Raw genomic sequence first — 25,134 nt, 5'->3', positions numbered from 1 at the left:
ACGAGTGGCGCAGAAGACGGCTTCGAGCGCGGATCTGACGTGGCTGCTGGATGACCTGGTCGGCCGGGTCAAGCAGGCGGAGCACGCCGTGGCGCTCTCCACCGACGGACTGTTGATGGCCTCGTCCCGCGGATTGAGCCGGGACGACGGCGAGCACCTGGCGGCCATGGCGGCGGGCATCCAGAGCCTGGCCCGCGGCGCGGGCAAGCGGTTCGGTGGCGGACACGTACAGCAGACCATCATCGAGATGCAGTCCTCCTTCCTGTTCGTCACCGCGGCCGGGCGTAACGCCTGCCTGGCGGTGCTGGCCTCGGAGGACGCGGACGTCGGCCTGATCGCGTACGAGATGGCCATGCTCGTCACCCGGGTCGGCCGGTTCGTCGCGTCACCGACCCGGGAACAGCCCCTCGGCGAGAACACGGCACGATGACCGGCCGGGGGGACTCCGCGGAGCAGGAGTGGGTGGACGACCACGCCGGCCCGGTGGTGCGCCCGTACGCGGTGACCGGAGGCCGGGCACGCCCGGTCACCGGTACGTTCGACCTGATCTCGCTGGTCACCTCGACCCGCACGGATGTCGGGTCGGAGTCCGGGCTCGGCCCGGAGCACGTGGCGATCGTCGGCCTCTGCCAGCGGATCCTCTCCGTGGCCGAGATCGCCGCCCATCTCGACCTGCCGGTGGGCACGGTCCGGGTACTCCTCGGAGACCTGGCCGCCCGCAGCCTGGTACAGGTACGCGAGCCGCGCGCGACCACCGCCGGCCTTCCCGACGAGCACGTTTTCGAGGCGGTAATCAATGGACTACGGGCGCTCTGAGCGGCCGGCGGGCGCCGCACCGCTGCCCACCGCGATCAAGATCCTGATCGCGGGCGGGTTCGGCGTCGGCAAGACCACGATGGTCGGCGCGGTCAGCGAGACCCGGCCGCTGCGCACCGAGGAGGTGCTGACCGAGACCGGGATCGGCATCGACGACCTGTCCGGCATCGAGGAGAAGTCGACCACCACGGTGGCGATGGACTTCGGCCGCATCACCATCAGCGACGACCTGGTGCTCTACCTGTTCGGCACCCCCGGGCAGGACCGGTTCTGGTTCGTCTGGGACGAGCTGGCGCTGGGCGCGCTCGGTGCGGTGGTGCTCGCGGACACCCGCCGGCTCGCCGACTGCTTCCCGTCGATCGACTACTTCGAGGGACGCGGCACGCCCTTCGTGGTGGCGGTGAACTGCTTCGAGGGCGCCAAGCAGTTCCGCCTCGACGAGGTGCAGGCCGCGCTCGACCTGGACCCGGACGTACCCGTGGTGCTGTGCGACGCGCGCGAGCGGGAGTCGGCCAAGGAGGTGCTGATCACGCTGCTGGAGCACGCCATGAAGCTGCGGGAGGCGCGCCGCCGCGCCGCCGAGGACTGATCCGCGGCGCCGTCGGCGGGGCGGCGCGAGCCGGTCGACCATGGCAGTCTGGGCGCCATGACCGAGGTGAGCGCGCGGGCGATGTCGGCGGAGGAGTTCGATCGCTGGCAGGACGAACTCGCCGCCGGCTACGCGCAGGAGCACGTGGCCGCCGGCAACTGGACTCCGGAGGAGGCGCTCGACCGGGCCCGGCAGGAAAGTGCCGCCTTCCTGCCGGAGGGCATGGCGACGCCCGGCATGCTCTTCCTGCTCGGCGTGCTGGCCGACGGCTCGCCGGTAGGGCGCCTGTGGATCGGCCTCACCCATCCGCGTGGGCTCGCCGGCTGCGCGTTCCTCTACGACATCGAGGTGGCCGCCGGGCACCGGGGCCGGGGCCTGGGGCGGGCGCTGCTCGCGGCGGGGGAGCGGGCGGCCCGGGAGCACGGCGCCCAGGCGCTCGAGCTGAACGTCTTCGGCGCCAACGAGACGGCGCGCAAGCTGTACGAGACCTCCGGCTACCGGGTGGTCACCCAGCAGATGCGCAAGGACCTGTCGTAGGGCCGTCCTACAGGCGGGTGGCGGTCCGGATCAGGGCGGCGAGGGGCCGGGACCGGCTGTGCGGCGGCCAGGCGATCACGGTGGTCACCGCCGGCGCGTCCGGCACCGGCACGGCGGCCAGGTCGGCGAGCAGCAGCGTCCGCACCGACTCCGGCAGCACCACAGCGGTACGGCCGAGCGCGATGAGCTGGAACAACTGGGCGTGGTCGCGGACCTCGGGGCCCAGGCCCTCCGGATACGACCCGTCGGCCCGGGGCCAGCGCGGCATCGGCAGGCCGGACAGCGTCTCCACCTCGGCCATCAGCAGGTGCGGCCGCCGGGCCAGGGGATGGCCGGCCGGCAGGACCGCCACCTGCTGCTCGGTGACCAGTTCCTCGGTGTCCAGGCCGGTGGTCGAGTCGAACGGCAGGTGCAGCAGCGCCACGTCGGCCCGCCCGTCGCGCAGCAGCCGTTCCTGTTCGCCGATGCCGCACAACAGCACCTCGACGGGGACCGCGTCCGGCTCGGCCGCGTACGCGTCGAGCAGTTTCGGCAGCAGCTCGCTCGACGCGCCCGCCTTCGTCGCCAGCACCAGCCCGGGGCCGCCGTTCACGGCCTGACCGGCGCGGCGGGTACGGCGGTCGGCGGCATCCACGGCGTCCAGGGCGGCCCGGCCCTCCCGTAGCAGCACCGACCCGGCCGCGGTGAGCGCGACGCTGCGGCTGTCCCGTTCCAGCAGGGTCACGCCGAGACGCCGTTCGAGTTGCCGGATCGCGCGCGACAGCGGCGGCTGGGCGATGCCCAGACGGCGCGCGGCGCGACCGAAGTGCAGTTCCTCGGCGACCGCGACGAAGTAGCGAAGCTCCCGCGTCTCCATCCCGCCACCGTACCGCCGGATCGATACCCGTCGGGTATCGCCCGCTACCGAGCTGGTGTTGGAGGCCCGCGCGCCGCGCGGACAGGATCGAGAGCATGAGCGAACGGACGATCGCGCTGGTGACGGGCGCGAACAAGGGAATCGGGTACGAGATCGCGGCGGGCCTGGGCGCGCTGGGCTGGCGGGTGGGCGTCGGCGCCCGGGACGAGCAACGGCTCGCGGAAGCGGTCGCGAAGCTGCGCGCGGGTGGCGTGGACGCGTTCGGCGTACCGCTGGACGTGACCGACGACGCGAGCGTGACCGCCGCCGCCCGGCTGGTGGAGACGGAGGCCGGCGGCCTCGACGTGCTCGTCAACAACGCGGGCGTGACCGGTGGCATGCCCCAGCACCCGGGTGACGTCGACCTCGCGACCATCCGGACCGCGGTCGAGGTGAACGTGATCGGGGTGGTCCGGGTGACCGAGGCGATGCTGCCGTTGCTGCGCCGCTCAGCCTCGCCGCGGATCGTCAACATGTCCAGTGGCGTCGGCTCGCTGACCCGGCAGAGCGCGTCAACCGGCGAGGACCAGACCGGCCCGCTGTCGGTGGCGTACTCGCCGTCGAAGACCATGCTCAACGCGGTGACGATCCAGTACGCGCGGGCGCTCGCAGGCACGAACATCCTGATCAACGCCGGCTGCCCCGGCTTCACCGCGACCGACCTGAACGGCTTCCGGGGCGTGCGAACCCCGCAGCAGGGCGCGGCGATCGGAATCCGGCTGGCGACGCTGCCGGACGACGGGCCGACCGGCGGCTACTTCGAGGACGCCGGCGTGATCCCGTGGTGAGCGCCGCTCGTCAGCACCACATGACCGGGTTGCCGGTCGCCACCGACGCCGCGCACAGCCGGCGCAGCGGCTCCACCATGTAGGCGAAGTCCTCGCCCGACCGGCTCCGGGTCCGTACCGCGAGCCGTTCGGGCGGCGGCTCGCCGTGCTCGCCCACCGGCCGCATCGTCACCACCGTCCGCGTCCCGCCGACGGTGAGCTCCACCCGGTCACCGGGCAGCGGCCGCTGGCCGAACCGGACGGCCCGGAACAGAGTGGCGGGCGGGTCGGCGCGGTCGAGGACGAAGAAGCCGTTCGGATCGACCCCGGCCTGGAAGTCCGGGCCGAACATGAACACCCCGTGGTAGCTCTCGACGTACTGCATCAGCACCCGGCCGGTCGCCTCGTCGATCAGTTCGACCTCGTCGCTGATCCGGTCGGTGCGCACGAACGCGTCCAGCTCGGCGAGCGCCACCGCCGCCCGGTCGGCCGGCAGCGAGCCGCCGTTGAGGTTCGGCAGCGCGGTGGCGAGCGTCGGGAAGCGCTCCGGGCCGGCGGCGCGTAGCGCCTGCTGGAACAGCCGCACACCGGCCCAGTTGGACACGTGCTCGCTCGCCTGCTCCATGGCCTTGTGCGGGCACGCCTCCGCCTGCCAGGCGTCGAACATGCGGTGCGCGGCCTTGTTGCCCTCCCACGGCCGCAACAGCGCGAGACAGCCCTCCTCGTCGATGCCGACCGGTTCGACCGGGCAGGGCGTGGTGAGGCCGTCCTGCCAGCACCGGCAGTACACGAACGCGTCGAGTCCCACGCCGGCACGCTACCGGCGCCCGGCCGTCGGCGCGCACCCGTTTCCGGCGGCTCGTTGCCGGCGGCTCAGGTGATGGCGAGCAGCACGCCGTCCCCGTGCTCGGCCGCGGCGCGGTAGAAGTCGCGCAGGGCGGTGAAGTTCGGCAGCAGGTAGTTGTCGAACTCGTCGTCGCCGTCGTCCCAGATGTGCGGGTAGATCTCGGCCTCCGACATGGCCGCCGGGTCGAAGCGGGCCCGCAGCGTCGTCTCGTCCACCGCGTCGAGCCCGGTGGCCACGGCGCGCACGGCGTCGGGCATGAGCAGCCGGGCCGGGCCCATGCCGAGGTCCGGCCCGATCGGGTCGCCCCCGATGATCGCCGGGCCGGCGTCGCCCCGGACCTCGTACGTGGTGCCGTTCAGCAGGTAGTGCAGCCCGTGCCACGCCTTGTCGAGGTCGAGCTCGTCCGGGCCACCCTGGAACAGGGTGCCGACCTTCTCCGGGTCGGTGAGGACCGCCGCCAGATCCTCGGCGGACAGCCGGCGTGCGTTGAAGATCATGCCCATGGGGTTGCCTCTCGGGGGTGCCTGGCGGAATCGGCGGCAGCGTAGCGTGCGCGTGCGACAGGCATGGCACCATCGGCGCATGGCCACTGACACCCGGCACCTCGCTGTCCACATCGACCGGCCGGTGTCGGAGGTCTACGCCTTCGCCGCCGATCCGGGGAACCTGTCCCGCTGGGCGCCGGGCCTCGGCGGCTCGGTGGCCCGGGTCGACGGCCAGTGGTTCGTGGACACACCCGAAGGGCGGGCGCGGCTGACCTTCGCCCCGGCCAACGAGTACGGCGTGCTCGACCACGAGGTGCTGACGCCGTCGGGCGAGACGGTGTACGTGCCGCTGCGCGCGATCGCCGACGGCGACGCCACCGAGGTGGTGTTCAGCCTGCGGCGGATGCCGGGCATGAGCGACGCGGACTTCGACCGGGACACCGTGCTCGTGGAGGCGGATCTGGCCCGGCTCAAGGCCGTGTTGGAGAGCGCCGCCGGTTGACCGATACCCGTGCTCAGTCCGGCGTCCCCGTCTGTGCTGCCGCCCGGACAACGGCGTCGAGGCCCTCCTCGAACAGCAGGTCGTCGTCCCATCGGGTGTCGTCGAGATGGCCGGAGGCGCTGAGGGTCGGGTAGGTGTCGGCGCTCGCGGCGATGTGGTCGCGGGCTGCGGCTCTCGCGCCCGGGTCCGCGGTCCGGCGCCACGTGGCCTCCGTGAGCGAGGCCCCGATGACGTAGTTGGCCAGCATTCTCGTGGCGACCGCGAGGTGCAGACCGCGGCAGCCGCCCCGCACGAGCGCCGACTGCAGGAACTCGGTACGGGCCAGGACGTTGGGCCCGAGCATCGGACGACCGATGAGCCCGGGTGCCCAGGGATGGCGCAGCATCGCGTCGCGCCATGCCCGGACGAGGACGCGGATGTCCTCCATCCAGTCGTCGCCGGCGTCCGGAATCGGCACGTCGCCGAAGATGCGGTCGACGGCCAGATCCAGGACGTCGTCCTTCGTCTTCACGTGCCAGTAGAGCGCGGTGGCTGTCACGTCGAGCCGCTGGGCGAGGAGGCGCATCGTCAGGCCCTCGACGCCGTGCTCGTCCAGCGCTGTCACCGCGAGTTCCACGATGCGTCCGAGGGTCAGTGGCGGCTTGCGCCGCGCCCGCGGCGGCTCTGCCCGCAGCCACACCGGTGTCGTCGCCGCACCGGGCTCGGTCGTGGTCATGGAGCCACTCTAGTTCACTGGACAGGTAGCTTAACAACGGTAAGCTGATTGAACAGACCAAAGTCCGGTCTCGACAGTGGGCAAGGAGGACGCGCCGTGCCCCTGCTGCGGATCCACCTCGACAGCGACCCCACCACCGCCCGCCGCGTCCTGCAGACGCATCGCGAGGGCGGTGTCCATCACGAGTCGCGGGAAGCGGCCCGGGAACAGGTGTGGCGCCAGGGTCGCACTCCGGCCGGTGACCCGGTCTTCGTCGGCATCACCGACGGCCGCCGCAACGTGCAACTGCTCTACGACGTCGAGGTCTACTCCGACACCGTTCCGTGAGCACTCGCCGGCGCTCGCGCCCCACGGGAATGGGAATTGCGCCCGAGCCCGGCCGGTGGTCGTGAGCGGAAGGAATTCGGCGCACCTGTGCGCGAGCGTTCGATTCCAGGCAACGCAATCCGGCGAACGCAATTCGGTGATTCAGTCGCCGATCGCGTCCCGCATTCGTTCCCTCGTCCAGTATTCGGACGGATCGGTGGCGCCGGGGCTCGGGTTGTGCGTCGCGACCACCGGGCCGGGCGCGGGCCGCGCCGAGCCGCCGTCGCGGGTCGCGACGACCACGACGGCCGCGGCCACGGCGAGCGCCGCGACGGCGGCCGCGCCGAGCAGCACACGGTGTGACATGTCGCCTCCTCCGGGCCGTGGGGCCGGTGCCGGTCCGCCTGGTGCGCCGGGTGGCACACCAGGCGGACCGTCGTTCACCAGGTGTCGTTCGCGTACGTGTTGTAGAGCGTCCCCACCACCGCGGCGGAGAAGTACGGCGAGCCGTTCGTGTTCGAGCCGCTCGAGTAACTCATCACCCCGTGCACGTCACCACGCCTGGTGGTGTTGTCGTAGCTGTAGTACCACGGACCGCCGCTCGAACCGCCCCCGAAGCCGCAGTTCATCTCGATCCGGTTGCTGCCCGCGTCCCGCGACGTGCCCGAGCAGACCCACTGGATCTCACCGCTGTCCTTGTTGCTCGGGTAGCCGAAGATGTCGTAGTGGTACGCGCGCCCACCACCGGTGAGCAGCCCGTTGGCGCCGACCGCGTCCACGATCGACCGGCTGCCGTAGACGAGCGCGACCGCCACGTCGTACTGCCGCTCGCGGGTGCTGATCCAGCCGCTCGGCACCGCGAGCGTGGACCAGTCCCAGGTGCCGTACGGCTGCGCGCCGTTGCGGTACGACGGCACGAACATCCAGTTCGCGGTGTGCCAGTCCCGGCCCGGCCCGTCGTGCACGCAGTGCGCGGCCGTGAAGACCATGTTGCGTGCCGGGCTGTTCACCACGCTCGCGGAGCAGTAGTGGCCCAGGCCGTCGGTCGAACTGGTGTAGAAGATCTTCCCGACCGTGATCGACTCGTTCAGCTGGGTGCCGAAGCCGCTGCCGTCCTTCGGCGCCACCGCCTCGGCGAAGCGTCGCACCCGCTCCGCCGTGGGGCTCTGGGTGACCGGGCCGGCGGACTTCTCCACCTCGTCGGCCGGGGTGGCCGCCGCCATGCGCTCGGCCGTCCAGTAGGCCCTGGCCTGCGAGGACGACCCCGCCTTGCGCTCGATCGAGGTCACCGCGGCCGGAGCAGCAGTGCCTGCGGTGGTGCCGTTGTCGGCCAGTGCCGGAGTGCCGGCGAGGATCGCCGGCAGGATCAGGGCCGGCAGGGCCAGAAGTCTGATCGTCGTCTTCATGAAATCCTTCCCAGTGTTCGATTCCCGGATCGAAACTGGAGCGCCCCCGTTGTTCATCGCGATATCGGCAACGTATCGACGGCGTTCGGAGCGTGTCAACGAATCATGGACGTCGATTGTTTGCAGTGTCGGATGTGCGATCGGGGGCGATGGAATTCATCGAATAGCAATTTTCTCAATGCGTGGGACGGGCGAAAGGGCGGCCCTTTCAGCCCGACGACACGCCCTCGCAGTGCGACGATGACCGAACGGGCCGCACGACCACGGTACGGCGAGGGCCGCTCCCCGCCGGAGCGGGAAGCGGCCCTGTGTCAGCCGTACGCGAATCAGCTCGCGATCATGCGGCGCAGCACGTACTGCAGGATGCCGCCGTGCCGGTAGTAGTCCGCCTCACCCGGGGTGTCGATGCGGACCACGGCGTCGAACTCCACGCCGGTGTCGGTGGTGACCTTCACCGTGCGCGGGGTGTCGCCGTCGTTGAGCGCGGTGACGCCGCTGATCGAGAACGTCTCGGTGCCGGTCAGGCCCAGCGACTCGGCGGTCTCGCCGCCCGGGAACTGCAGCGGCAGCACGCCCATGCCGATCAGGTTCGAGCGGTGGATCCGCTCGTACGACTCGGCGATGACCGCCTTGACCCCGAGCAGCATGGTGCCCTTTGCCGCCCAGTCACGCGACGAGCCGGAGCCGTACTCCTTGCCGGCCAGGATGACCAGCGGGACGCCCGCCTCCTGGTAGGCCATCGAGGCGTCGTAGATCGAGGACTGCTCGCCGGTCAGGTGGTTGACGGTGAAACCGCCCTCCACGCCCGGGACGAGCTGGTTGCGCAGCCGGATGTTGGCGAACGTGCCCCGGATCATCACCTCGTGGTTGCCCCGGCGGGAGCCGTACGAGTTGAACTCGTGCCGGGCCACGCCGTGCTCGGCCAGGTACTTGCCGGCGGGGGAGTCCGCCTTGATCGAGCCGGCCGGGGAGATGTGGTCGGTGGTCACCGAGTCGCCCAGCTTGGCCAGCACCCGCGCGTCGGCGATGTCCTGCACCGGGGTCGGCTCCTGCTGCATGCCCTCGAAGTACGGGGGCTTGCGCACGTAGGTCGACTCGCCGTCCCAGGAGAACGTGTCACCGGTCGGGGTCGGCAGCGACTGCCAGCGCTCGTCACCGGCGAACACGTCGGCGTACGCGGCGCTGAAGCCGGTCGCGCCGATCGCGGAGGCGATGACGTCCTGGATCTCGGCGCTGTTCGGCCAGATCTCCCGCAGGTACACCGGGTTGCCCTGGGCGTCCTCGCCGATCGGCTCGTTGGCCAGGTCGATGTCCATGGTGCCGGCGAGCGCGTACGCGACCACCAGCGGCGGGGACGCCAGGTAGTTCATCTTGACGTCCGGGTTGATCCGGCCCTCGAAGTTGCGGTTGCCGGACAGCACCGACACGACAGCCAGGTCACCGTCGTTGACGGCGGCCGAGACCTCCTCCGGCAGCGGGCCGGAGTTGCCGATGCAGGTGGTGCAGCCGTAGCCGACCAGGTTGAAGCCGAGCTTGTCCAGGTACGGGGTCAGGCCGGCGCGGTCGTAGTAGTCCATGACGACCTTGGAGCCCGGTGCGAGGGTGGTCTTCACCCACGGCTTGCGGGCCAGGCCCTTCTCCACCGCGTTGCGGGCCAGCAGCGCGGCGCCGATCATCACCTGCGGGTTCGAGGTGTTGGTGCAGGAGGTGATCGCGGCGATCACCACGGCGCCGTGGTCCAGCTCGTACTCGACGCCGTCGGCGCCGGTCACGCGTACCGGATTGCTGGCCCGGCCGCCCGCGCCCACCGCGGCGGTCTCCAGGTCGCGCGGCGCGTCGGCCGGGTCGTTCACGCCGTTGGCGGGGGAGTCGCTGGCCGGGAAGGACTCGGCGGACGCCTCGTCGGCCGGGCCGTCGGCGCCGAACGGCTTCTCCTGCTGCGGCACGCCCGGCTTGCGGCCCGGGTCGCCACCGGTCTCGTCGGCGGCCACGTAGTCGCTGAGCGCGGAGCGGAACAGCGTCTTGGCGCTACCGAGCGGCACCCGGTCCTGCGGGCGCTTCGGGCCGGCCAGCGACGGCTCGATGGTGCTGAGATCCAGCTCCAGGCGCTCGGAGTACTCCGGCTCGCGCTCCGGGTCGTGCCAGAGGCCCTGCTCCTTGGCGTACGCCTCGACCAGCGCCACCTGAGACGCGTCGCGGCCGGTCAGCTCCAGGTAGCGGACGGTCTCGGCGTCGATCGGGAAGATCGCCACGGTCGAGCCGTACTCCGGCGACATGTTGCCGATGGTGGCGCGGTTGGCCAGCGGCACCGCGCTGACGCCGGGGCCGTAGAACTCGACGAACTTGCCGACCACGCCGTGCTTGCGCAGCATCTCGGTGATGGTCAGCACCAGGTCGGTGGCGGTGGTGCCGGCCGGCATCTCGCCGGAGAGCTTGAAGCCGACCACGCGGGGGATCAGCATGCTGACCGGCTGGCCGAGCATCGCGGCCTCGGCCTCGATGCCGCCGACGCCCCAGCCCAGCACGCCCAGGCCGTTGACCATGGTGGTGTGCGAGTCGGTGCCGACGACGGTGTCCGGGTACGCCTGGCCGTTGCGCTCCATGATCGTGCGAGCCAGGTATTCGATGTTGACCTGGTGCACGATGCCGGTGCCCGGCGGGACGACCTTGAACTCGTTGAACGCGGTCTGGCCCCAGCGCAGGAACTGGTAGCGCTCCTTGTTGCGCTCGTACTCCAGCTCGACGTTGCGCTCGAACGCGTCCTCGCGGCCGAACAGGTCGGCGATGACCGAGTGGTCGATGACCAGCTCGGCCGGGGCCAGCGGGTTGACCTTGGTGGCGTCGCCGCCGAGGTCACGGACGGCCTCGCGCATGGTGGCCAGGTCGACCACGCAGGGCACGCCGGTGAAGTCCTGCATCAGCACCCGGGCCGGGGTGAACTGGATCTCCACGCTCGGGTCGGCGGTGGCGTCCCACGCGCCGAGCTGCTGGATGTGGTCGGCGGTGATGTTCGCGCCGTCCTCGGTCCGCAGCAGGTTCTCCAGCAGGATCTTCAAGCTGTAGGGCAGCCGCTCGTGGCCCTCCACCTTGTCGATCCTGAAAATCTCGTAGCTCGCGTCTCCGACGCGTAGCTGGGTCTTCGCACCGAAGGTGTCGAGGCTCGCCACGTCGTACTCCTTCACACCAGCGACCGTGAGTAGTCCTGAGCAGTTTGTCGCACCGACCGGGGCGCTGCCGTGCTTAGGCAACACTTACCTGCGTCGGTCCCTACAAAACCGTACGTCCGTCTTGCTATTCGTGCAACCTCGTGCCACGCTGCGGGACGAGGAGGTGCCACATGATCCATCACGTCCTGCTCGCCTGCCCCCGCGGCTCCGAGGACGCGTCCCGCTCCTTCTACGCCGGCCTGCTCGGCCTCACCGAGAAGCCCAAACCCCCGGCCCTCGCCGCCCGCGGTGGTTGCTGGTTCACCGGGTACGACGCGGAACTGCACCTGGGCGTCGAGGACGACTTCCGCCCGGCTCGCAAGGCCCACCCGGCACTGCTGCGCCCCGACCTGGACGAGCTGGCCGCCCGCCTGGACGCCGCCGGACACGCCGTGACCTGGGGCGACGACGAGATTCCCGGCATGCGGCGGTTCCACACGTACGACCCGCACGGCAACCGCCTGGAGTTCTTGGCCCCCGCCGGGTGACCGGGCGCGGGTAGGGTCGGCGGGTGGTCGACGTACAGCACTGGCTCGCCGCGCTCCCGCCGGCCCTGATCTGCCTGCTCGTGGGCGGGGTGATCGGTGTGGAGAGCATGGGCATCCCGCTGCCCGGCGAGATCGTGCTGGTCAGCGCCGCGCTGCTCGCCGCCACCGGCGCCGTCGGGCCCGAATGGGTGGCCGCCGCCGCGGCGACCGGAGCCATCGTCGGGGACTCCATCGGGTACGCCGTGGGCCGCCGTGGTGGCCGCCCCCTGCTGGAACGGCTCGGCCGGCGCTTCCCGAAACACCTCGGCCCGGCACACCTGGCCCGCGCCGAGCTGAGCTTCGCCCGGCACGGCGTGTGGGCGGTGTTCTTCGGGCGGTTCGTCGCGCTGCTGCGCATCCTCGCCGGGCCGCTGGCCGGGGCGCTGCGCGTGCCGTACCGCCGGTTCCTGGTCGCGAACGCCGCAGGCGGGCTGGTGTGGGCGTTCGGCACCACCTACCTGCTGTTCTATCTCGGGCAGGCCGCCGAGCACTGGCTCAAGGACATCTCCTGGGCCGGGCTCGTGCTGGCCGTGCTGGCCGGCGTGGTCAGCACCGCGTGGCTGCGCCGCCGTGCCAAGCGCCTGCACGTGTCCGAGCCCTCCGACCAGCCCGACCCGGTTCCCGCAGCCGACCGCTGACGGCTTCCCCGTACGCGACTGAGGGCGGACGGCCGGATCCAGCGCCTCCCGGGCCTCACCGTCCAGGGCACACAGCGCCTGCCTCCCGCCCCGGCCCGCCCCCCCGGGCTCCCCGCAGTCCGATGATCAAGGAGTTTGTGTGCTGTGAGGGCTCCCGCAGTGGCACAAACTCCTTGATCATCGGCGCGGATCGGGGCGGGCCGGGCGTGGCGGACCGGAGTGGGCCAGGTCGGCGGGGTGGGGCATGGCGGACCGGAGTAGGCCGGCAGGCTGGGCATTTCGGGCGGACTGGGGCCGCGGGCGGGCGGCCGACCGCGGGGGCAGGGCGCGGTGGACCGCTGGGCCAGCTGAGCCGAGTGAACGAGGGCCACCCTCCCCGTTGATCATGAAGTTGGCGGTGGTTGTTGCCCGGTTTGTCGCCGCCAACTTCATGATCGGCGCGCGGTGGGGGCGGTGGGTTGGGTGCTGTGGTGGTTCTGGGACGCCTTGCTCGCGGTCACCCCTGGGTTGGTCGAGATCTTGGTAGGAGAAGGCCGCTCTGAGGGCCGTTTCCTACCAAGATCTGCGGGACGGCGATCCTGGGAAGTGGGCGGCGCGGGTGGGATGCGTCGGGATCTCGGCGGGGCCGGCGGCAGGGGTCAGGGGGCGGTGAGCAGGTTGACCAATGCGTCGCGGGCGGTGCGGACCGCGGCCCGGGACTCCTCGCTGTGGTCCAGCGCGTCGAATCCGTGCTGCCCGTTCGGCACGTCCACCACGCGCAGCGGGATGCCGCGCCGCCGCGCGACCACCGTGAACGCCTCGATGGTGGGGGCGACGTCGGGCCGTTCCCGTCCCGCCCGGGTCAGCACGAGCGTCGGCCCCGCCGCGCCCTCCGCCTGCGCGCCGTCGACGTTCGCGCCGTCGGGAGAGGTCGCGTCCGGCTGCGGGGCGTTGACGCGCTCGCTGTCGGCAGATGCCGCCTCCGGGCGCGGGACGTCGACACCGGCGTCGTCGGGGGAGGCCGTGCCCGAGGCAGTGGTGGCCTCCTGTTCCGTGGGCAGGTCGAGGGCGTCCATCGGGCGGAAACGCGGGTCCACCGGGGGCCATCCGGGCAGCGGGGCAAGCAGCGGATAGGTTGCGGCCACGCCGCGCAGCCAAGCGGGCGGGTCGCGGAGCCAGTCGCCGAGCAGCAGGCCGGCGCCGGAGAAGAACCAGAGGCCGAGCCGGTCGGGGTCGACGCGCGGGTCGGCGCGGAGCAGTTCGGCGGCGGCGTTCACCCGGGCGGCGACTGTGTACAGGTCGTCCGGGCTCGCCACGGTGAGCCGGGGGATCGCGGCCAGCACGCCCGCCTCGGCGAGCAGCGCGCCGTAGCCCTGGTAGAGCGGCCAGTCCCGCGCGTCGGGAGCCTCGGGCGGCCCCGGTACGCCGTGCACGACGACGACCGCGGGATGCCGGCCGTCACCGGTGGGCACGTGCAGGTCGACGTCGCCGTGCCGCTCCACGGCGGCCGGCGGGGGATCGAGGACGAACGGGCTCTCCCAGAAAACGGTTCCCATCGTTGCGATGGTAGGAGAATCCGCCGCCCCCGGCTGTCCGGTCAGGACGACGACGAGGCCTTGGCGTGCCGCTCGCGCAGCCGGTCCCGGATCTCCTCCGGGGTGTACGCCCGGCGCCGCCGTTCGGCCCGGGCCACCACTACTCCGGTCGCCGCGACGCCGGCGAGACCCGCGAGACCGAGTACCTTCCACCACCGCATTCGTTGCCGCATCCGCATAGGGTAGTCCTCCATGAGCATCAGCCTGGACGAGGCCGTGGAGCTGACCCGCACCGGCGATCTGTGGGTGTTCCGCGGCCGCAGTGTGCCCGACCGGGCCATCCAGCTCACCACGAACAGCCCGGTGAACCACGTCGGCATGGCCGTGGTGCTCGACGACATGCCGCCGCTGATGTGGCACGCCGAACTGGGGCGTTCGCTGCCGGACATGTGGACCGGCACCCACCAGCGTGGCGTGCAGTTGCACGACCTGCGGGACGCGGTCTGCGTCTGGGCGAACCGGTACGGCCAGCGGGGCTGGCTGCGCCAGCTCGAACCGTCGGCCGACACGGCGATGGAGGAGGCGGTCCTGCGTACCGTGGCTCGCCTGGACGGGACGCCGTTCCCGTCCACCGCGCAGCTGGCCTGGCGGTGGGCGCGGGGCCGGCTGCCGCACCCGCGCCGCCTGAGCCTCGGCGGCCTCCTGGGCGAGATCGGCAACCGGGGCGGGACCGGCGACAGGGGTGCGATCGGCAACCAGGACAAGACCGGCGACAGCGGCGACACGAGCAGGACCGGCGGCGCGAGCAGCGAGAACGCCGCGGCGCTGGAGACGGCGTACTGCGCCGAGGTGGTGGCGGTGACCTATGAGGCGATGGGCCTGCTACCCGAAGGGCGACGGCCCAACTGGTACGACCCCGGGCGGTTCTGGAGCGGCGACGACCTGGCCCTCAGCGGCGGCGCGCGCCTCGGCGCCGAGATCGAGGTGCGGATCCCGCCGCGCTGAGGAAGGTTTGCCGCCGGGGCGGGCCGGTAATGAGGAGCGTCGTGACGGCTTCCACCGACCTCGACACGCTCACCGACTTCTTCGACCGGTACGGCGTGGCGCTGACCACTGCCGACGTGCCGGCCATCGCCGGCTGCTACGCCCTGCCCGGGCTGGTGGTCGCCGACACCTACAGCTTCTCGTTCACCTCGCCCGCGGCGGTGGCGCTCAGCTTCGTCGGCGCCGCGCCGGACTACCAGGAGCGGGAACTCGTCGCCGCGAACGCGCAGATCGAGGACGTGCAGCAGATCTCGGCGCTGCTCACCGAGGTGGCGGTGCGCTGGGAGTTCCTGGACAGCCAGGGCGGCGCGGTGCCCGGCGAGCGCTACCGCTATCTGCTGCGTACCACCGAGGACGGCCCGGTGATCTGCACAGTCATCCGTACCGCCTGATCGTGCTGGCGCGGCGGCCGGCCACGCGGGCCGGCCGCCGCGCCGACGGGCGTCAGCGGTGGTGGGCGCCGGCCCAGCGGTCGGCCTCGGGGGCCGGGTGCAGGCCGGGCTCGTGCAGGCCCTCCTCGGTGACCTGGCCGATCCGGCGGTACGTCTCCGGCCGGCTGGTACGCAGGATCGCGCCCCAGATCAGGCCGACCACGCCCGCCGCCACCGGGATCGCCGGCAGCAGCCACTTCAGGTAGCTCGCGGTGTCGGGGGCGAGCAGCGCGTCGAAGTTGAACAGCAGCACCAGCAGCACGGCGGTGAGCAGGATCGTGCCGAGCGCCGGGGCGATCGCCCGCTGCCACGCGCTCTCCGGACCCTGACGGCCCCGGAAGAAGCCCACCACGGAGGCCGAGGTGAGCGTCATCAGCAGCACGACGCCGACCGCGGCCGCGCCGGACAGCCAGGTGAACAGGTCGATGACCGGGTCACGGCCGGTCATCGCGAACGCCAGGAACACCACCACGGCGAGGATGCTCTGCACCAGCGAGCCCGCGACCGGCGCGCCGCTGCGGCTGGAGGTGACGCCGAGGAAGCCCGGCAGCACCCGCTCCCGGCCCAGCGCGAACAGGTAACGCGCCACGCCGTTGTGGAACGACAGCAGGGCGGCCAGGACGCTGGTGATGAACAGGACGTTGGCGATGTCGGCGACGACGGCGCCGGTGTACTGGTCGAGCGCGCCGAAGATGATGCCGGGCCCCGCCTCGGCACTGGCCGCCGGGGCGTTCTCCGGACCGGTGAGCACGGTCAGCGCCCAGGCCGAGAAGGCGTAGAACAGGCCGGTGAACGCCACAGCGATGTAGGTGGCCCGGGCCACGGTGCGCCGCGGGTCCTTGACCTCCTCGCTGTAGATGGCGCCGCTCTCGAAGCCGGTGAAGGAGGCGATGGTGAACGCGAGCACCGCGCCGAAGCCGGCGCCGAACAGGTGGCCGGGGCTGATGCCGGCGGTGGTGACGGTGCCGCCGTCGGGGTTGGCGAAGGCGACGAGGTCGAAGATCAGCACGGCCACGCACTCGAGGATGAGCAGCACCGCGAGCACAGTGGCGTTGAGGTCGATGCGCAGGACGCCGAGCGCGCCGATGAAGACCCACGCCAGCAGCGCCCAGACCCACCAGTCGAGCGTGATCCCGGTCTTGGCGTCCATGAAGTCGCCCAGGATCGCGCCGAGCAGGCCGTACAGACCGATCTGGATCGCGTTGTACGCCGCGAGCGCGACCGCCGAGCCGGCCACCCCGCCGGCCCGGCCGAGGCCGTTGGCGATGTACGCGTAGAACGCGCCCGCGTTGGCGACGTATCGGCTCATCGCGGCGTAGCCGGTGGCGAAGACGGCGAGCACGGCTGCGAGGAGCACGTATCCGAGCGCGGCGCCGATGTTGCCGCTGACCGCGTACATGGTGGTGACGCCGCCGCCGAGAACGGTCAGCGGGGCGGACGCGGCGACGGTGAAGAAGACGAGGTGAGCGGTGCCGAGACGACCGCGGCGCAGCCCACCGTCGGAGAAGAACGGATCGGAGGACAAGGCTTCTCCAGGGGAGGGGGTGAGGGGATTGAGGTGTCTACTTCGGAACAACCTGAAGCAGGGTATTGGTGATCACGTATCGTGACAACCCCGCTTCGATATCGATTGGGGTGCGGCCTGAACGGCCGGAATTGAGCTGTGCGTGGTCATGCCGTACCGTCCCGTGTCGACGATCACGGCCACCGTTCGAGGATGGACCATGACCTACCCCGGGGCGCAGGCCACTTACCGGCTTGCGGATGCGCTGTTCCTTATCGGACACGACGAGTTCACCGGCAAGCCGCACGTCGCTGTTGACCGGCTGGAGTGCGGGCTGGCCGGCGCCGCGCTCGCCGAGCTGATGTTCGAGGGCCGGATCGCCCTCGACGGAGGGGGGATCGCCGCTGTCGATCCGCGGCTGTGGCAGGAGCCGCTCACCGACCTGCTGATCACCGAGATCCTGCGCCGCGAGGGGGCGCATCCGGCCCGGCTGTGGATCCGCTACCTGCGGACCCAGCTCAACATCAACGAGCGGGTGGGCACCCGGCTGGTCACCGCCGGCGTGCTCCGCCGCGAGCAGGGCAAGCTGATCGGCCGGGCGGTGCGCTGGCCGGCCATCGACCCGAACCAGGCGGCCTCGCCTCGGGTGCGGCTGACCGCGATGCTGATGCACTCGTCCCCGTCCGAGCTGGACCCGGGGACGCTGCTGCTGGCGACGCTCGCCGAGGCGGTCGGGCTGGCCGCGCACATCTTCGACCCGCAGGTGGCCGCGCGGATGCGCGACTGCCGCCGGTTCCTGCCGGCTCAGCTCGAAGGGCTGCTCGCCGCCGTCGTGGGCGCGCTCGACGTCACCACCACGACGGTACGGCGATGACGTCCCGCCCCGGGCCGAGCCGGGGCGGGACGGCACCGGTCAGGCCGGGTCGCGCCACATCGGGTAGAGGCTGGGGCCCTCCGGCAGGTCCAGCGTGACCGGACGGCGCCGGAATCCGAGCCGCTCGTAGAGCGCGGCGTTGCGCGGCGAACTGGCCTCCAGGTACGCAGCGGTGCCGGCCTGATCCAGCTCGGCCAGCTTGTTACGCAGCAGCGCCGACCCGACGCCCTTGCCGTGATGGTCCGGGTGCACCCCGATGAAGGGCAGGTACAAGTGCGGCTCACCCGGGTGCCGCGCGCTCATCATCTGGTCCAGCACGGCGAATCGCTTCATGGCCTCCGCGCCGATCGCGGCCTCCATCTCGTCGAACTCGTCGCCGTCCTCGGCGTCGTGGCCCTCGCCGGTGGGCAGCCACAGCGTGGCGCCCAGCCCGTCGCCGGCGATGTGCACCTCACCGGTGCGCAGCGCGAACGCGACGAACGGTGCGAAGAAGGCGCGGTGGACCCGCGCACGATGGTCGTCGTCGGGGAAGACCCAGCCGCTCACCGGATCCCGCATGAAAGCCTCGGCGAGAATCGCCGTCACGACGGCGGCGTCCGTCGCGGACGCCCGCCGGATACTGTTCTGCCACTCAGTCACTGGCTATCCGTCCTACCGGCTCGACGAGCCATTGTGGTCATTGATCGGCGTGCAAGGTATCAGGTGCGAGGCGCCGGACGGCAGGGCTCGGGCGCAATGCTCGCCGCGACCCGGTCCGGGTGGCTACTCTGGCCCGGACCCCGACAGGAGGACCATGTCCCGCACGCGTCGTCCCGGCCGGCAGCCCGGGGCCGCCATGGCCTCGTCCCCCTGGATCCTCGTCGCCGCGGGCGTGGTCGTGATGGTGGTCCTGCTGGTGGTGGCGCTCGGTTCGGTGCGGGGCCGCAGTACGTTCCCGGCGGCCGGTCCGGCGGATCCGGTGATGTCGTTGCCGCACGTTCCGCTGACGCCCACGGCGGTCACCCCCACCGGCCCGTCGCCGGTCTCCGCCACCGCTGCGGTGGTGCCGGGCCTGTCTCCCCGGTCCACGGTGCTGCCCGCCCGGCCGACTCCGGCCGCGCCGACTCCCAGCCCCCGGGGTGTGGCCCGGCCGGTGCTGCCTCCGAATCCTCCTCCGACGCCGCCGTCGGCGGTGACCGGCCGGTACAGCGTGCCGAGCGTCTTCGACGGCGGCTTCATCGGTGAGGTGCTGCTGGTCAACACCGCGCGTACGGCGCGGGGCTGGACGCTGCGCGCGGTGTTCCCGGCTGGCCGGCTGGTCACCGCCTGGGTCGAGGGCGCCGAGCAGGGAGTGTTCCGCTTCGACGACGGCGTGTTCACCTATCGCAGCGGGTTCGACCTGGCCCCGGGGCAGTCGCTGCCGGTGCGGTTCCACATCGAGCGGGCCGGCACCCGGCCGGTGAGCTGCACCGTCGACGGCACGCCCTGCGCCGAACGGTAGGTCGCGCGGCCCGGTAGGGCCGGCGTTGGATGCCTCCTCTTGCAAGGTGACTGCTTTGTTGCGGCAGTGTTTGCAAGGTATTGCAGAATGTTTCGGCAAGGGCTAGCGTGCGGGCGAATCAGCGACCAGAGAAAGGCCGTCGATGAAACCGCCGCCGATATCCCCCAAGGCGCTGCTCGCCCTGGTCACCTCCCTCGTACTCACTCTCGTCGGCGTGCCGGTGGCCCTCCACCAGCTCGGCGCCGACGCCACCCGTCCGGCCGCCACCCCCGACGTCCTGGCCGCCGGCAACGCTCCGCAGTGGAACCGCGAGCCGTCCCCCGACGCGCTGCTCAAGGCCGCCACCAACACCAAGAAGGCGGAGCAGTTCTACTTCGTCCTGCCGGACCGGTTCGCCAACGGCGACAAGCGCAACGACACCGGCGGCCTGACCGGCGGCCGGCTCACCACCGGCCTCGACCCGACGGACAAGGGCTTCTACCACGGTGGCGACCTCAAGGGCCTGATCGACCGGATGGACTACATCCAGGGCCTCGGCACCACAGCCATCTGGCTCGCGCCGATCTTCAAGAACCGTCCGGTGCAGGGCACCGGCGCGGACGTCTCGGCCGGCTACCACGGCTACTGGATCACCGACTTCACCCAGGTCGATCCGCACTTCGGCACCAACGCCGAGCTGAAGAAGCTGGTCGACCTGGCCCACCGGCGGGGCATCAAGGTCTACCTCGACATCATCGTCAACCACACCGCCGACGTCATCCGGTACGCCGAGGACAAGTACGGCTACGTGGACAAGAAGACCGCCCCCTACCGCGACGCGCAGGGACGCCCCTTCGAGGACCGCAACTACGCCGACGGCACCCGGAAGTTCCCGGCGGTGAACGAGAAGTCGTTCCCGTACACACCGGTGTTCGCCACCCCTGCCGACGCGAAGGTCAAGGTCCCGGCGTGGCTGAACGACCCGACCATGTACCACAACCGCGGTGACTCCACCTTCGCCGGGGAGAACAGCGAGTACGGCGACTTCTTCGGCCTCGACGACCTGTGGACCGAGCGTCCCGAGGTGGTTCGCGGCATGACCGACATCTACGCCCAGTGGATCGGCAAGGCCGGTGTGGACGGGTTCCGCCTCGACACCGTCAAGCACACGAACCTCGACTTCTGGCCGCAGTTCGCCCGGGGCGTCGAGGCCGCCGCGGCCAAGGCCGGCAAGAAGGACTTCTTCATGTTCGGCGAGGTCTACAGCGCCGAGCAGGAGATCCAGTCCACCTACGTGCGGCAGGGCGGGCTGCCCGCGACGCTCGACTTCTCGTTCCAGGAGGCGGCACGCGGTTACGCCGCCGCCGACGGCTCGGCCAAGGCGCTCGCCGACGTCTACGCCAAGGACGACCTGTACTCGGCGCGGGACACCGACGCCAACCGGCTCACCACGTTCCTGGGCAACCACGACATGGGCCGGATCGGCTCGTTCGTCGCCGCCGCCGGTGGTGACGACACCACCCAGCTGAACCGCAGCCGGCTCGCCCACCAGCTCATGTTCCTCACCCGGGGCCAGCCGGTCGTCTACTCCGGCGACGAGCAGGGCTTCACCGGCCCGGGCGGCGACAAGGACGCCCGGCAGGACATGTTCGCCTCCCGGACCGCCGACTACCTCGACGACGACCTGATCGGCACCACCCGTACCCACGCCGCGGACCAGTACGACACCCGCCACCCGCTCTACCGGACCATCGCCGGGCTGGGCGAGCTGCGGTCGGCGCACCCGGCGCTGCGCGACGGCGTGCAGGTGACCCGGCACGCGGCCGACGGGCCGGGCGTCTTCGCGTTCTCCCGCGTCCTGCCGTCCGAGCGGATCGAGTACGTGGCGGCGGTGAACAACGCCGCGACGCCGCAGACTGTCAGTGTGGACACCTGGTCGGCCGGCGCCCGCTTCACCGGCGTGTACGGCGGCGCCATCGGCGCGACCGCCGGTGCGGACGGCAAGCTGAGCGTCACGGTGCCGGCGATGTCGGCGCTGGTGCTGAAGGCCGACCGGGCGATCCCGCAGGCCGGGGCACCGAAGATCACGATCACCGAGCCGGGCGACACCCCGGTCCCCGGCAGGGCCGCCGTCACCGCCCAGGTGACCGGCGACCCGCTCGCCACCGTCACGTTCGCCGCCCGGGTCGCAGGTGGCAAGTGGACGCTGCTGGGCAGCGCGCAGCGCGCGCCGTACACCGTGCACCACGACCTGACCGGCCTGCCCGGCGGGACCCGCGTGGAGTACAAGGCGGTGGTTCGCGACGGCAAGGGCCGCACCGCCACCGCCCGCGCCACCGGCACCGTCGGCACCCCCGCGCAGGGCGCGTCGCGCGACTGGGCGATCGTGCACTACCAGCGCCCGGCCGGCGGGTACGACGACTGGCGGCTGTACGCCTGGGGCGACATCGACCCGGCGTACGTGACCGAATGGCCCGCCGGGCAGCCGTTCGCCGGTGAGGACTCGTACGGCCGGTTCGCCTGGGTCAAGCTCAAGCCCGGCGCGAAGACGGTCGGCTTCCTCGTGATCGACGGCGACGGCAACAAGGACGTGGCGAACGACCGCACCATCGACGTGACGGCCACCGGCGAGGTCTGGGTCAAGCAGGGCGACCCGGCGGTCCACCCGACGCGGCAGGCCGCCACCGGCGAACCCGACCCACCGGTGGACCAGAACACGGCGCTGATCCACTGGCGCAAGGCCGACGGGAACTACGACGGCTGGGGCCTGCACCTGTGGGACGGCGCGGCGAACCCGACCGACTGGGCCACCCCGCTCAAGCCGGAGAAGATCGACGCGTACGGCGCGGTGTTCCGGGTTCCGCTCGCGGCCGGGGCGAGCGGGCTGAGCTACATCATTCACTCGGGCGACGAGAAGGATCAGCCCGAGGACCAGCGGCTCGACTTCGCCTCCGCCGGGCGGGAGGTGTGGCTGCTCGCCGGCGTCAAGGGCCGGTTGCTGCCGACCACCACCTCCGGCGCCGCGAAGGATCTCGACCTGACCAAGCAGAAGGCGCAGTGGATCGACAGGTCGACAGTGGCCTGGGCGACCGGGCCGACCGACGGCAGGCGGTACGCGCTGGCCGTCGCCCCGGCCGGTGGGATCGGCCTCGCCGACGGTGAGCTGACCGGCACGTACACCACCATTCCGCTGCGGGCGCAGCGCAACGGGCTGACCGAGGCGCAACGGCAGGCGTACCCCCATCTCTGGGCCTCGCACGCCTTCACGCTCGCGCGCGGCGACCTGGCCAAGGTGCCGGCGGCGCTGCGCGGCCAGCTCGTGGTGACCGAGCGGGACGCCGAGGGCACCCTGCTCGCCGCCACCGGCGTGCAGATCCCCGGCGTGCTCGACGACGTCTACGCGGCCGCGACCGGCGCGAAGCTCGGCCCGACGTTCGCCGGCCGGGTGCCCACCCTGGCGGTGTGGGCGCCGACCGCGCGGACCGTCTCGCTGGAGCTGTTCGACTCGCCCACGGCCCAGCCGACCACTGTGGCGATGCGCCGCGACGACCGCACCGGCGTCTGGTCGGTACGCGGCACGAAGGCGTGGACCGGCCGCTACTACCGCTACCAGGTGCAGGCGTGGCAGCCGGCCGCGCAGAAGATGGTCACCGCGTCGGTGACCGACCCGTACTCGGTGGCGCTCGCGCCGAACTCCACGCACAGCCAGATCGTCGACCTGACCGACCCGGCGCTCGCGCCGGCCGGCTGGGCGAACCTGCGCAAGCCGGCCGCCCCGCCGGCGTCGAAGGTCCAGATCTCCGAGCTGTCGGTACGGGACTTCTCCGTCGCCGACACCACGGTTCCGGCCGAACGGCGGGGTACCTACCTGGCGTTCACCGATCCGAACACGGCCGGCATGAAGCACCTGCGGGCGCTCGGCGACGCCGGGGTCAACCACCTGCACCTGCTGCCGGCCTTCGACTTCGCCACCATCCCGGAGAAGCGGGCCGACCAGGCCCGGCCGGCCTGCGACCTGGCCGCGCTGCCGCCGGACTCCGACCAGCAGCAGAAGTGCGTCGCGGCGGTCGCCGACACCGACGGCTACAACTGGGGGTACGACCCGCTGCACTACACCGTGCCGGAGGGTGGGTACGCCACCGACTCGAACGGCGCGAAGCGCACCACCGAGTTCCGGCAGATGGTCGCCGGGGTGAACAAGGCCGGCCTGCGGGTGGTCATGGACGTGGTCTACAACCACACCTCGGCCGCCGGCACGGACCCGAAGTCGGTGCTCGACCAGGTGGTGCCGGGCTACTACCACCGACTCCTGGACGACGGTTCCGTGGCCAACTCGACCTGCTGCGCCAACACCGCCCCGGAGCACGCCATGATGGGCAAGCTCGTGGTGGACTCGCTCGTCACCTGGGCCAAGGCGTACAAGGTCGACGGTTTCCGGTTCGACCTGATGGGCCACCACCCGAAGGCGAACATCCTGGCCGTACGGGCCGCGCTGGACAAGCTCACGCTCGCCCGCGACGGCGTGGACGGCCGGAAGATCCTGCTCTACGGCGAGGGCTGGAACTTCGGCGAGGTCGCCGACGACGCCCGGTTCACGCAGGCCACCCAGGCCAACATGGCCGGCACCGGCATCGGCACGTTCAACGACCGGCTCCGGGACGCGGTGCGCGGCGGCGGTCCGTTCGACGCCAACCCGCGGGTGCAGGGCTTCGCCTCCGGCCTCTACACCGACCCCAACGGCGACGAGGTGAACGGCTCGGCTGCCGAGCAGCGGGCCCGGCTGCTGCACCAGCACGACCTGATCAAGGTGGGCCTGACCGGGAACCTGCGCGGCTACCGGTTCACCGACTCCACCGGCAAGCGGGTCACCGGGGCCCAGGTCGACTACAACGGCGCGCCGGCCGGGTACACCGCCGCGCCGGGCGAGGCGGTCACCTACGTCGACGCGCACGACAACGAGATCCTGTACGACGCGCTGGCGTACAAGCTGCCGCAGGGGACCTCGGCGCAGGACCGGGCCCGGATGCAGGTGCTCGCGCTGGCGACCACGGCGCTCGGTCAGGGCGCCGGGTTCGTCACCACCGGCTCGGAGCGGCTGCGCTCGAAGTCGCTGGACCGCAACTCGTACAACTCCGGTGACTGGTTCAACCAGATCCGGTGGGACTGCGCCCAGGGCAACGGGTTCGGCGCCGGCCTGCCGCCGGAGGCCGACAACAAGGACAAGTGGTCGTACGCGAAGCCGCTGCTGGCCGATCCGTCGCTGGTGCCGGACTGCGCGGCGATCGAGTTGGCCGACGCCCGGTACGCGGAGCTGCTGCGTGTCCGCCGGTCCTCGCCGGTGTTCGGGCTCGACACCGCCGAGCAGGTGCAGGAGCGGGTGGCGTTCCCGCTGTCCGGGACGAAGGAGACCCCGGGCGTGCTCACCATGACCCTCGACGCGCGAGGGCTGGACGGGAAGTGGAAGTCGGTGACCGTCGTCTTCAACGCCACGCCGGAGACGGCGGAGCAGACCGTCACCGAGCTGCGCGGCGCGGACGTGACGCTGCATCCGGTGCTGCGGAACTCGGCCGACCCGGCGCTGCGTACCGCGTCGTTCGACCGCAGCGCCGGCACGTTCACCGTGCCCGCGCGCAGCGTGGCGGTGTTCGTCCAGAGCTGACCGACACGGCCGACCGGCCCCCTGCCACGTCACGTGGCAGGGGGCCGGTCGCGTACCGGCGGACCGTCAGGTCAGTTGAAGCAGTCCTCGACGGTGTTGGCGCAGTTGGTGGGGTCGTTGTTGCTGATGAGGGACTTGTCGTCGAGCTTGACGCGTCCTTCGTTGTTGAGGACGCCGCCGGCGACCCGGTGGAGCTTGCTGGAGTCGGTGGCGGTGTTCTTGGTGACGTGGGTCTTGGTCAGGGTGATCTTCGCCTTGTTGTTGAAGATGCCGCCGCCGTTGAGGGCGGTGTTGCCCTTGATGTCGGTGTCGCGGATGGTGAGGGTGGCGTTGTCGTCCTTGTCGTGGTCGCGGGCGAGGAAGCCGTCCTCGATCTTGATGAGCCACTCGCCGTTGTAGATGCCGCCGCCGAA

Annotated in this window: 25 protein-coding genes and 1 pseudogene; 14 read left to right on the top strand and 12 right to left on the bottom strand. The window is 71.7% G+C overall.

Annotated elements, in window-relative coordinates:
* Positions 1-4 precede the first annotated feature (4 nt).
* Genes GA0070562_RS12895 through GA0070562_RS12880 form a run of 4 tightly spaced genes read left to right on the top strand, consistent with a single transcriptional unit; the run spans position 5 to position 1,942 of the window.
* Positions 5-430, top strand: a complete 426-nt coding sequence (locus tag GA0070562_RS12895) for a roadblock/LC7 domain-containing protein (RefSeq protein ID WP_091420341.1) — start codon at positions 5-7, stop codon at positions 428-430.
* Positions 427-816 carry a DUF742 domain-containing protein gene (locus GA0070562_RS12890; protein ID WP_013287416.1) on the top strand — a complete coding sequence of 130 codons (390 nt, stop codon included), beginning with the start codon at positions 427-429 and terminating at the stop codon, positions 814-816. Before GA0070562_RS12895 ends, GA0070562_RS12890 begins: the two co-directional genes overlap by 4 nt.
* A complete protein-coding gene (locus tag GA0070562_RS12885; protein ID WP_091420339.1) occupies positions 797-1,405 on the top strand; it encodes a GTP-binding protein in 609 nt (202 codons plus the stop codon). The genes GA0070562_RS12890 and GA0070562_RS12885 overlap by 20 nt, the downstream gene beginning before the upstream one ends.
* Before the next feature lie 57 nt (positions 1,406-1,462).
* Positions 1,463-1,942: a GNAT family N-acetyltransferase gene (locus tag GA0070562_RS12880; RefSeq protein ID WP_091420336.1), complete on the top strand. Its 480-nt coding sequence runs from the start codon at positions 1,463-1,465 to the stop codon at positions 1,940-1,942.
* Between the two features lie 7 nt (positions 1,943-1,949).
* Here the strand turns inward: GA0070562_RS12880 and GA0070562_RS12875 are convergent, their stop codons facing one another.
* Entirely contained in the window at positions 1,950-2,798 is an 849-nt protein-coding gene (locus GA0070562_RS12875) for a LysR family transcriptional regulator (RefSeq protein WP_091420334.1), read from the bottom strand.
* A 95-nt stretch (positions 2,799-2,893) separates the two neighbouring features.
* On the opposite strand from GA0070562_RS12875, the gene GA0070562_RS12870 reads away from it, so the two are divergent.
* The gene (locus tag GA0070562_RS12870) at positions 2,894-3,625 is read left to right on the top strand and encodes an SDR family oxidoreductase (protein WP_091420331.1); all 732 of its coding nucleotides are present in this window, start codon (positions 2,894-2,896) and stop codon (positions 3,623-3,625) included.
* A gap of 10 nt (positions 3,626-3,635) precedes the next feature.
* On the opposite strand, the gene GA0070562_RS12865 is transcribed toward GA0070562_RS12870, so the two are convergent.
* Both GA0070562_RS12865 and GA0070562_RS12860 read right to left on the bottom strand, forming a co-directional pair.
* Positions 3,636-4,412 (bottom strand): hypothetical protein, encoded by a 777-nt coding sequence (locus GA0070562_RS12865; RefSeq protein WP_091420329.1) that lies wholly within the window; start codon positions 4,410-4,412, stop codon positions 3,636-3,638.
* A gap of 65 nt (positions 4,413-4,477) precedes the next feature.
* Positions 4,478-4,948: a YfbM family protein gene (locus tag GA0070562_RS12860; RefSeq protein WP_225853318.1), complete on the bottom strand. Its 471-nt coding sequence runs from the start codon at positions 4,946-4,948 to the stop codon at positions 4,478-4,480.
* Between the two features lie 85 nt (positions 4,949-5,033).
* Here GA0070562_RS12860 and GA0070562_RS12855 point away from each other — a divergent pair, with 85 nt between their 5' ends.
* Positions 5,034-5,438, top strand: a complete 405-nt coding sequence (locus GA0070562_RS12855; RefSeq protein ID WP_091420324.1) for an SRPBCC family protein — start codon at positions 5,034-5,036, stop codon at positions 5,436-5,438.
* 13 nt (positions 5,439-5,451) lie between these two features.
* Here GA0070562_RS12855 and GA0070562_RS12850 read toward each other — a convergent pair whose 3' ends face one another.
* Positions 5,452-6,153, bottom strand: coding sequence for a TetR/AcrR family transcriptional regulator (locus GA0070562_RS12850; RefSeq protein ID WP_091420322.1), 702 nt, complete (start codon positions 6,151-6,153; stop codon positions 5,452-5,454).
* 96 nt (positions 6,154-6,249) lie between these two features.
* Here GA0070562_RS12850 and GA0070562_RS12845 point away from each other — a divergent pair, with 96 nt between their 5' ends.
* Positions 6,250-6,480: a hypothetical protein gene (locus GA0070562_RS12845; RefSeq protein WP_091420319.1), complete on the top strand. Its 231-nt coding sequence runs from the start codon at positions 6,250-6,252 to the stop codon at positions 6,478-6,480.
* A gap of 141 nt (positions 6,481-6,621) precedes the next feature.
* Here the strand turns inward: GA0070562_RS12845 and GA0070562_RS12840 are convergent, their stop codons facing one another.
* The 3 genes from GA0070562_RS12840 to GA0070562_RS12830 all read right to left on the bottom strand — a co-directional run bounded on the left by GA0070562_RS12840 (position 6,622) and on the right by GA0070562_RS12830 (position 11,047).
* A complete protein-coding gene (locus GA0070562_RS12840) occupies positions 6,622-6,825 on the bottom strand; it encodes a hypothetical protein (protein WP_091420317.1) in 204 nt (67 codons plus the stop codon).
* A 74-nt stretch (positions 6,826-6,899) separates the two neighbouring features.
* Entirely contained in the window at positions 6,900-7,865 is a 966-nt protein-coding gene (locus tag GA0070562_RS12835) for a trypsin-like serine peptidase (protein ID WP_091420314.1), read from the bottom strand.
* Between the two features lie 326 nt (positions 7,866-8,191).
* Positions 8,192-11,047: an aconitate hydratase gene (locus tag GA0070562_RS12830; RefSeq protein WP_091420312.1), complete on the bottom strand. Its 2,856-nt coding sequence runs from the start codon at positions 11,045-11,047 to the stop codon at positions 8,192-8,194.
* 155 nt (positions 11,048-11,202) lie between these two features.
* Between GA0070562_RS12830 and GA0070562_RS12825 the strand changes: the two genes are divergently transcribed.
* A complete protein-coding gene (locus GA0070562_RS12825) occupies positions 11,203-11,559 on the top strand; it encodes a VOC family protein (protein WP_091420309.1) in 357 nt (118 codons plus the stop codon).
* Between the two features lie 23 nt (positions 11,560-11,582).
* Complete coding sequence (locus GA0070562_RS12820) at positions 11,583-12,236, top strand: DedA family protein (RefSeq protein WP_091420307.1); 654 nt, start codon at positions 11,583-11,585, stop codon at positions 12,234-12,236.
* Positions 12,237-12,874: 638 nt separating this feature from the next.
* Here the strand turns inward: GA0070562_RS12820 and GA0070562_RS30655 are convergent.
* Both GA0070562_RS30655 and GA0070562_RS29930 read right to left on the bottom strand, forming a co-directional pair.
* Positions 12,875-13,771 (bottom strand): hypothetical protein, encoded by an 897-nt coding sequence (locus GA0070562_RS30655; protein WP_254663788.1) that lies wholly within the window; start codon positions 13,769-13,771, stop codon positions 12,875-12,877.
* A gap of 41 nt (positions 13,772-13,812) precedes the next feature.
* On the bottom strand, positions 13,813-14,004 hold the full coding sequence (locus GA0070562_RS29930) for a hypothetical protein (RefSeq protein WP_139135452.1): 192 nt from the start codon (positions 14,002-14,004) through the stop codon (positions 13,813-13,815).
* Between GA0070562_RS29930 and GA0070562_RS12805 the strand changes: the two genes are divergently transcribed.
* On the top strand, positions 14,003-14,755 hold the full coding sequence (locus GA0070562_RS12805; protein ID WP_091420304.1) for a hypothetical protein: 753 nt from the start codon (positions 14,003-14,005) through the stop codon (positions 14,753-14,755). The genes GA0070562_RS29930 and GA0070562_RS12805 overlap by 2 nt on opposite strands.
* A gap of 41 nt (positions 14,756-14,796) precedes the next feature.
* Positions 14,797-15,186, top strand: coding sequence for a hypothetical protein (locus GA0070562_RS12800; protein WP_030274248.1), 390 nt, complete (start codon positions 14,797-14,799; stop codon positions 15,184-15,186).
* Positions 15,187-15,238: 52 nt separating this feature from the next.
* Here GA0070562_RS12800 and GA0070562_RS12795 read toward each other — a convergent pair whose 3' ends face one another.
* Positions 15,239-16,750 (bottom strand): APC family permease, encoded by a 1,512-nt coding sequence (locus GA0070562_RS12795; protein ID WP_091420302.1) that lies wholly within the window; start codon positions 16,748-16,750, stop codon positions 15,239-15,241.
* A gap of 199 nt (positions 16,751-16,949) precedes the next feature.
* Between GA0070562_RS12795 and GA0070562_RS12790 the strand changes: the two genes are divergently transcribed.
* On the top strand, positions 16,950-17,603 hold the full coding sequence (locus GA0070562_RS12790; RefSeq protein ID WP_091420300.1) for a GOLPH3/VPS74 family protein: 654 nt from the start codon (positions 16,950-16,952) through the stop codon (positions 17,601-17,603).
* A 39-nt stretch (positions 17,604-17,642) separates the two neighbouring features.
* Here the strand turns inward: GA0070562_RS12790 and GA0070562_RS12785 are convergent, their stop codons facing one another.
* The gene (locus GA0070562_RS12785) at positions 17,643-18,242 is read right to left on the bottom strand and encodes a GNAT family N-acetyltransferase (RefSeq protein WP_091420297.1); all 600 of its coding nucleotides are present in this window, start codon (positions 18,240-18,242) and stop codon (positions 17,643-17,645) included.
* A gap of 154 nt (positions 18,243-18,396) precedes the next feature.
* Between GA0070562_RS12785 and GA0070562_RS12780 the strand changes: the two genes are divergently transcribed.
* Both GA0070562_RS12780 and pulA read left to right on the top strand, forming a co-directional pair.
* Positions 18,397-19,083: a cellulose binding domain-containing protein gene (locus tag GA0070562_RS12780; RefSeq protein WP_091420295.1), complete on the top strand. Its 687-nt coding sequence runs from the start codon at positions 18,397-18,399 to the stop codon at positions 19,081-19,083.
* A gap of 142 nt (positions 19,084-19,225) precedes the next feature.
* Positions 19,226-24,721 carry a pullulanase-type alpha-1,6-glucosidase gene (pulA, locus tag GA0070562_RS12775; RefSeq protein WP_091420293.1) on the top strand — a complete coding sequence of 1,832 codons (5,496 nt, stop codon included), beginning with the start codon at positions 19,226-19,228 and terminating at the stop codon, positions 24,719-24,721.
* A 71-nt stretch (positions 24,722-24,792) separates the two neighbouring features.
* Here the strand turns inward: pulA and GA0070562_RS12770 are convergent.
* A pseudogene (locus GA0070562_RS12770) lies at positions 24,793-25,134 on the bottom strand (hypothetical protein); the annotation flags it as partial.

The sequence above is a fragment of the Micromonospora tulbaghiae genome (assembly GCF_900091605.1).
Taxonomy (GTDB): domain Bacteria; phylum Actinomycetota; class Actinomycetes; order Mycobacteriales; family Micromonosporaceae; genus Micromonospora; species Micromonospora tulbaghiae.
This window is presented reverse-complemented; position numbering and strand designations above follow the sequence as displayed.

What these genes read in the sequence shown, in the direction of transcription:
- GA0070562_RS12840 (WP_091420317.1), bottom strand. Translation starts at nt 6,825, where the DNA reads ATGTCACACCGTGTGCTGCTCGGCGCGGCCGCCGTCGCGGCGCTCGCC.
- GA0070562_RS12825 (WP_091420309.1), top strand. Translation starts at nt 11,203, where the DNA reads ATGATCCATCACGTCCTGCTCGCCTGCCCCCGCGGCTCCGAGGACGCG.
- pulA (WP_091420293.1), top strand. Translation starts at nt 19,226, where the DNA reads ATGAAACCGCCGCCGATATCCCCCAAGGCGCTGCTCGCCCTGGTCACC.
- GA0070562_RS12790 (WP_091420300.1), top strand. Translation starts at nt 16,950, where the DNA reads ATGACCTACCCCGGGGCGCAGGCCACTTACCGGCTTGCGGATGCGCTG.
- GA0070562_RS12870 (WP_091420331.1), top strand. Translation starts at nt 2,894, where the DNA reads ATGAGCGAACGGACGATCGCGCTGGTGACGGGCGCGAACAAGGGAATC.
- GA0070562_RS12780 (WP_091420295.1), top strand. Translation starts at nt 18,397, where the DNA reads ATGTCCCGCACGCGTCGTCCCGGCCGGCAGCCCGGGGCCGCCATGGCC.
- GA0070562_RS12885 (WP_091420339.1), top strand. Translation starts at nt 797, where the DNA reads ATGGACTACGGGCGCTCTGAGCGGCCGGCGGGCGCCGCACCGCTGCCC.
- GA0070562_RS12875 (WP_091420334.1), bottom strand. Translation starts at nt 2,798, where the DNA reads ATGGAGACGCGGGAGCTTCGCTACTTCGTCGCGGTCGCCGAGGAACTG.
- GA0070562_RS12805 (WP_091420304.1), top strand. Translation starts at nt 14,003, where the DNA reads ATGAGCATCAGCCTGGACGAGGCCGTGGAGCTGACCCGCACCGGCGAT.
- GA0070562_RS12850 (WP_091420322.1), bottom strand. Translation starts at nt 6,153, where the DNA reads ATGACCACGACCGAGCCCGGTGCGGCGACGACACCGGTGTGGCTGCGG.
- GA0070562_RS12890 (WP_013287416.1), top strand. Translation starts at nt 427, where the DNA reads ATGACCGGCCGGGGGGACTCCGCGGAGCAGGAGTGGGTGGACGACCAC.
- GA0070562_RS12880 (WP_091420336.1), top strand. Translation starts at nt 1,463, where the DNA reads ATGACCGAGGTGAGCGCGCGGGCGATGTCGGCGGAGGAGTTCGATCGC.
- GA0070562_RS12855 (WP_091420324.1), top strand. Translation starts at nt 5,034, where the DNA reads ATGGCCACTGACACCCGGCACCTCGCTGTCCACATCGACCGGCCGGTG.
- GA0070562_RS29930 (WP_139135452.1), bottom strand. Translation starts at nt 14,004, where the DNA reads ATGGAGGACTACCCTATGCGGATGCGGCAACGAATGCGGTGGTGGAAG.
- GA0070562_RS30655 (WP_254663788.1), bottom strand. Translation starts at nt 13,771, where the DNA reads ATGGGAACCGTTTTCTGGGAGAGCCCGTTCGTCCTCGATCCCCCGCCG.
- GA0070562_RS12860 (WP_225853318.1), bottom strand. Translation starts at nt 4,948, where the DNA reads ATGATCTTCAACGCACGCCGGCTGTCCGCCGAGGATCTGGCGGCGGTC.
- GA0070562_RS12835 (WP_091420314.1), bottom strand. Translation starts at nt 7,865, where the DNA reads ATGAAGACGACGATCAGACTTCTGGCCCTGCCGGCCCTGATCCTGCCG.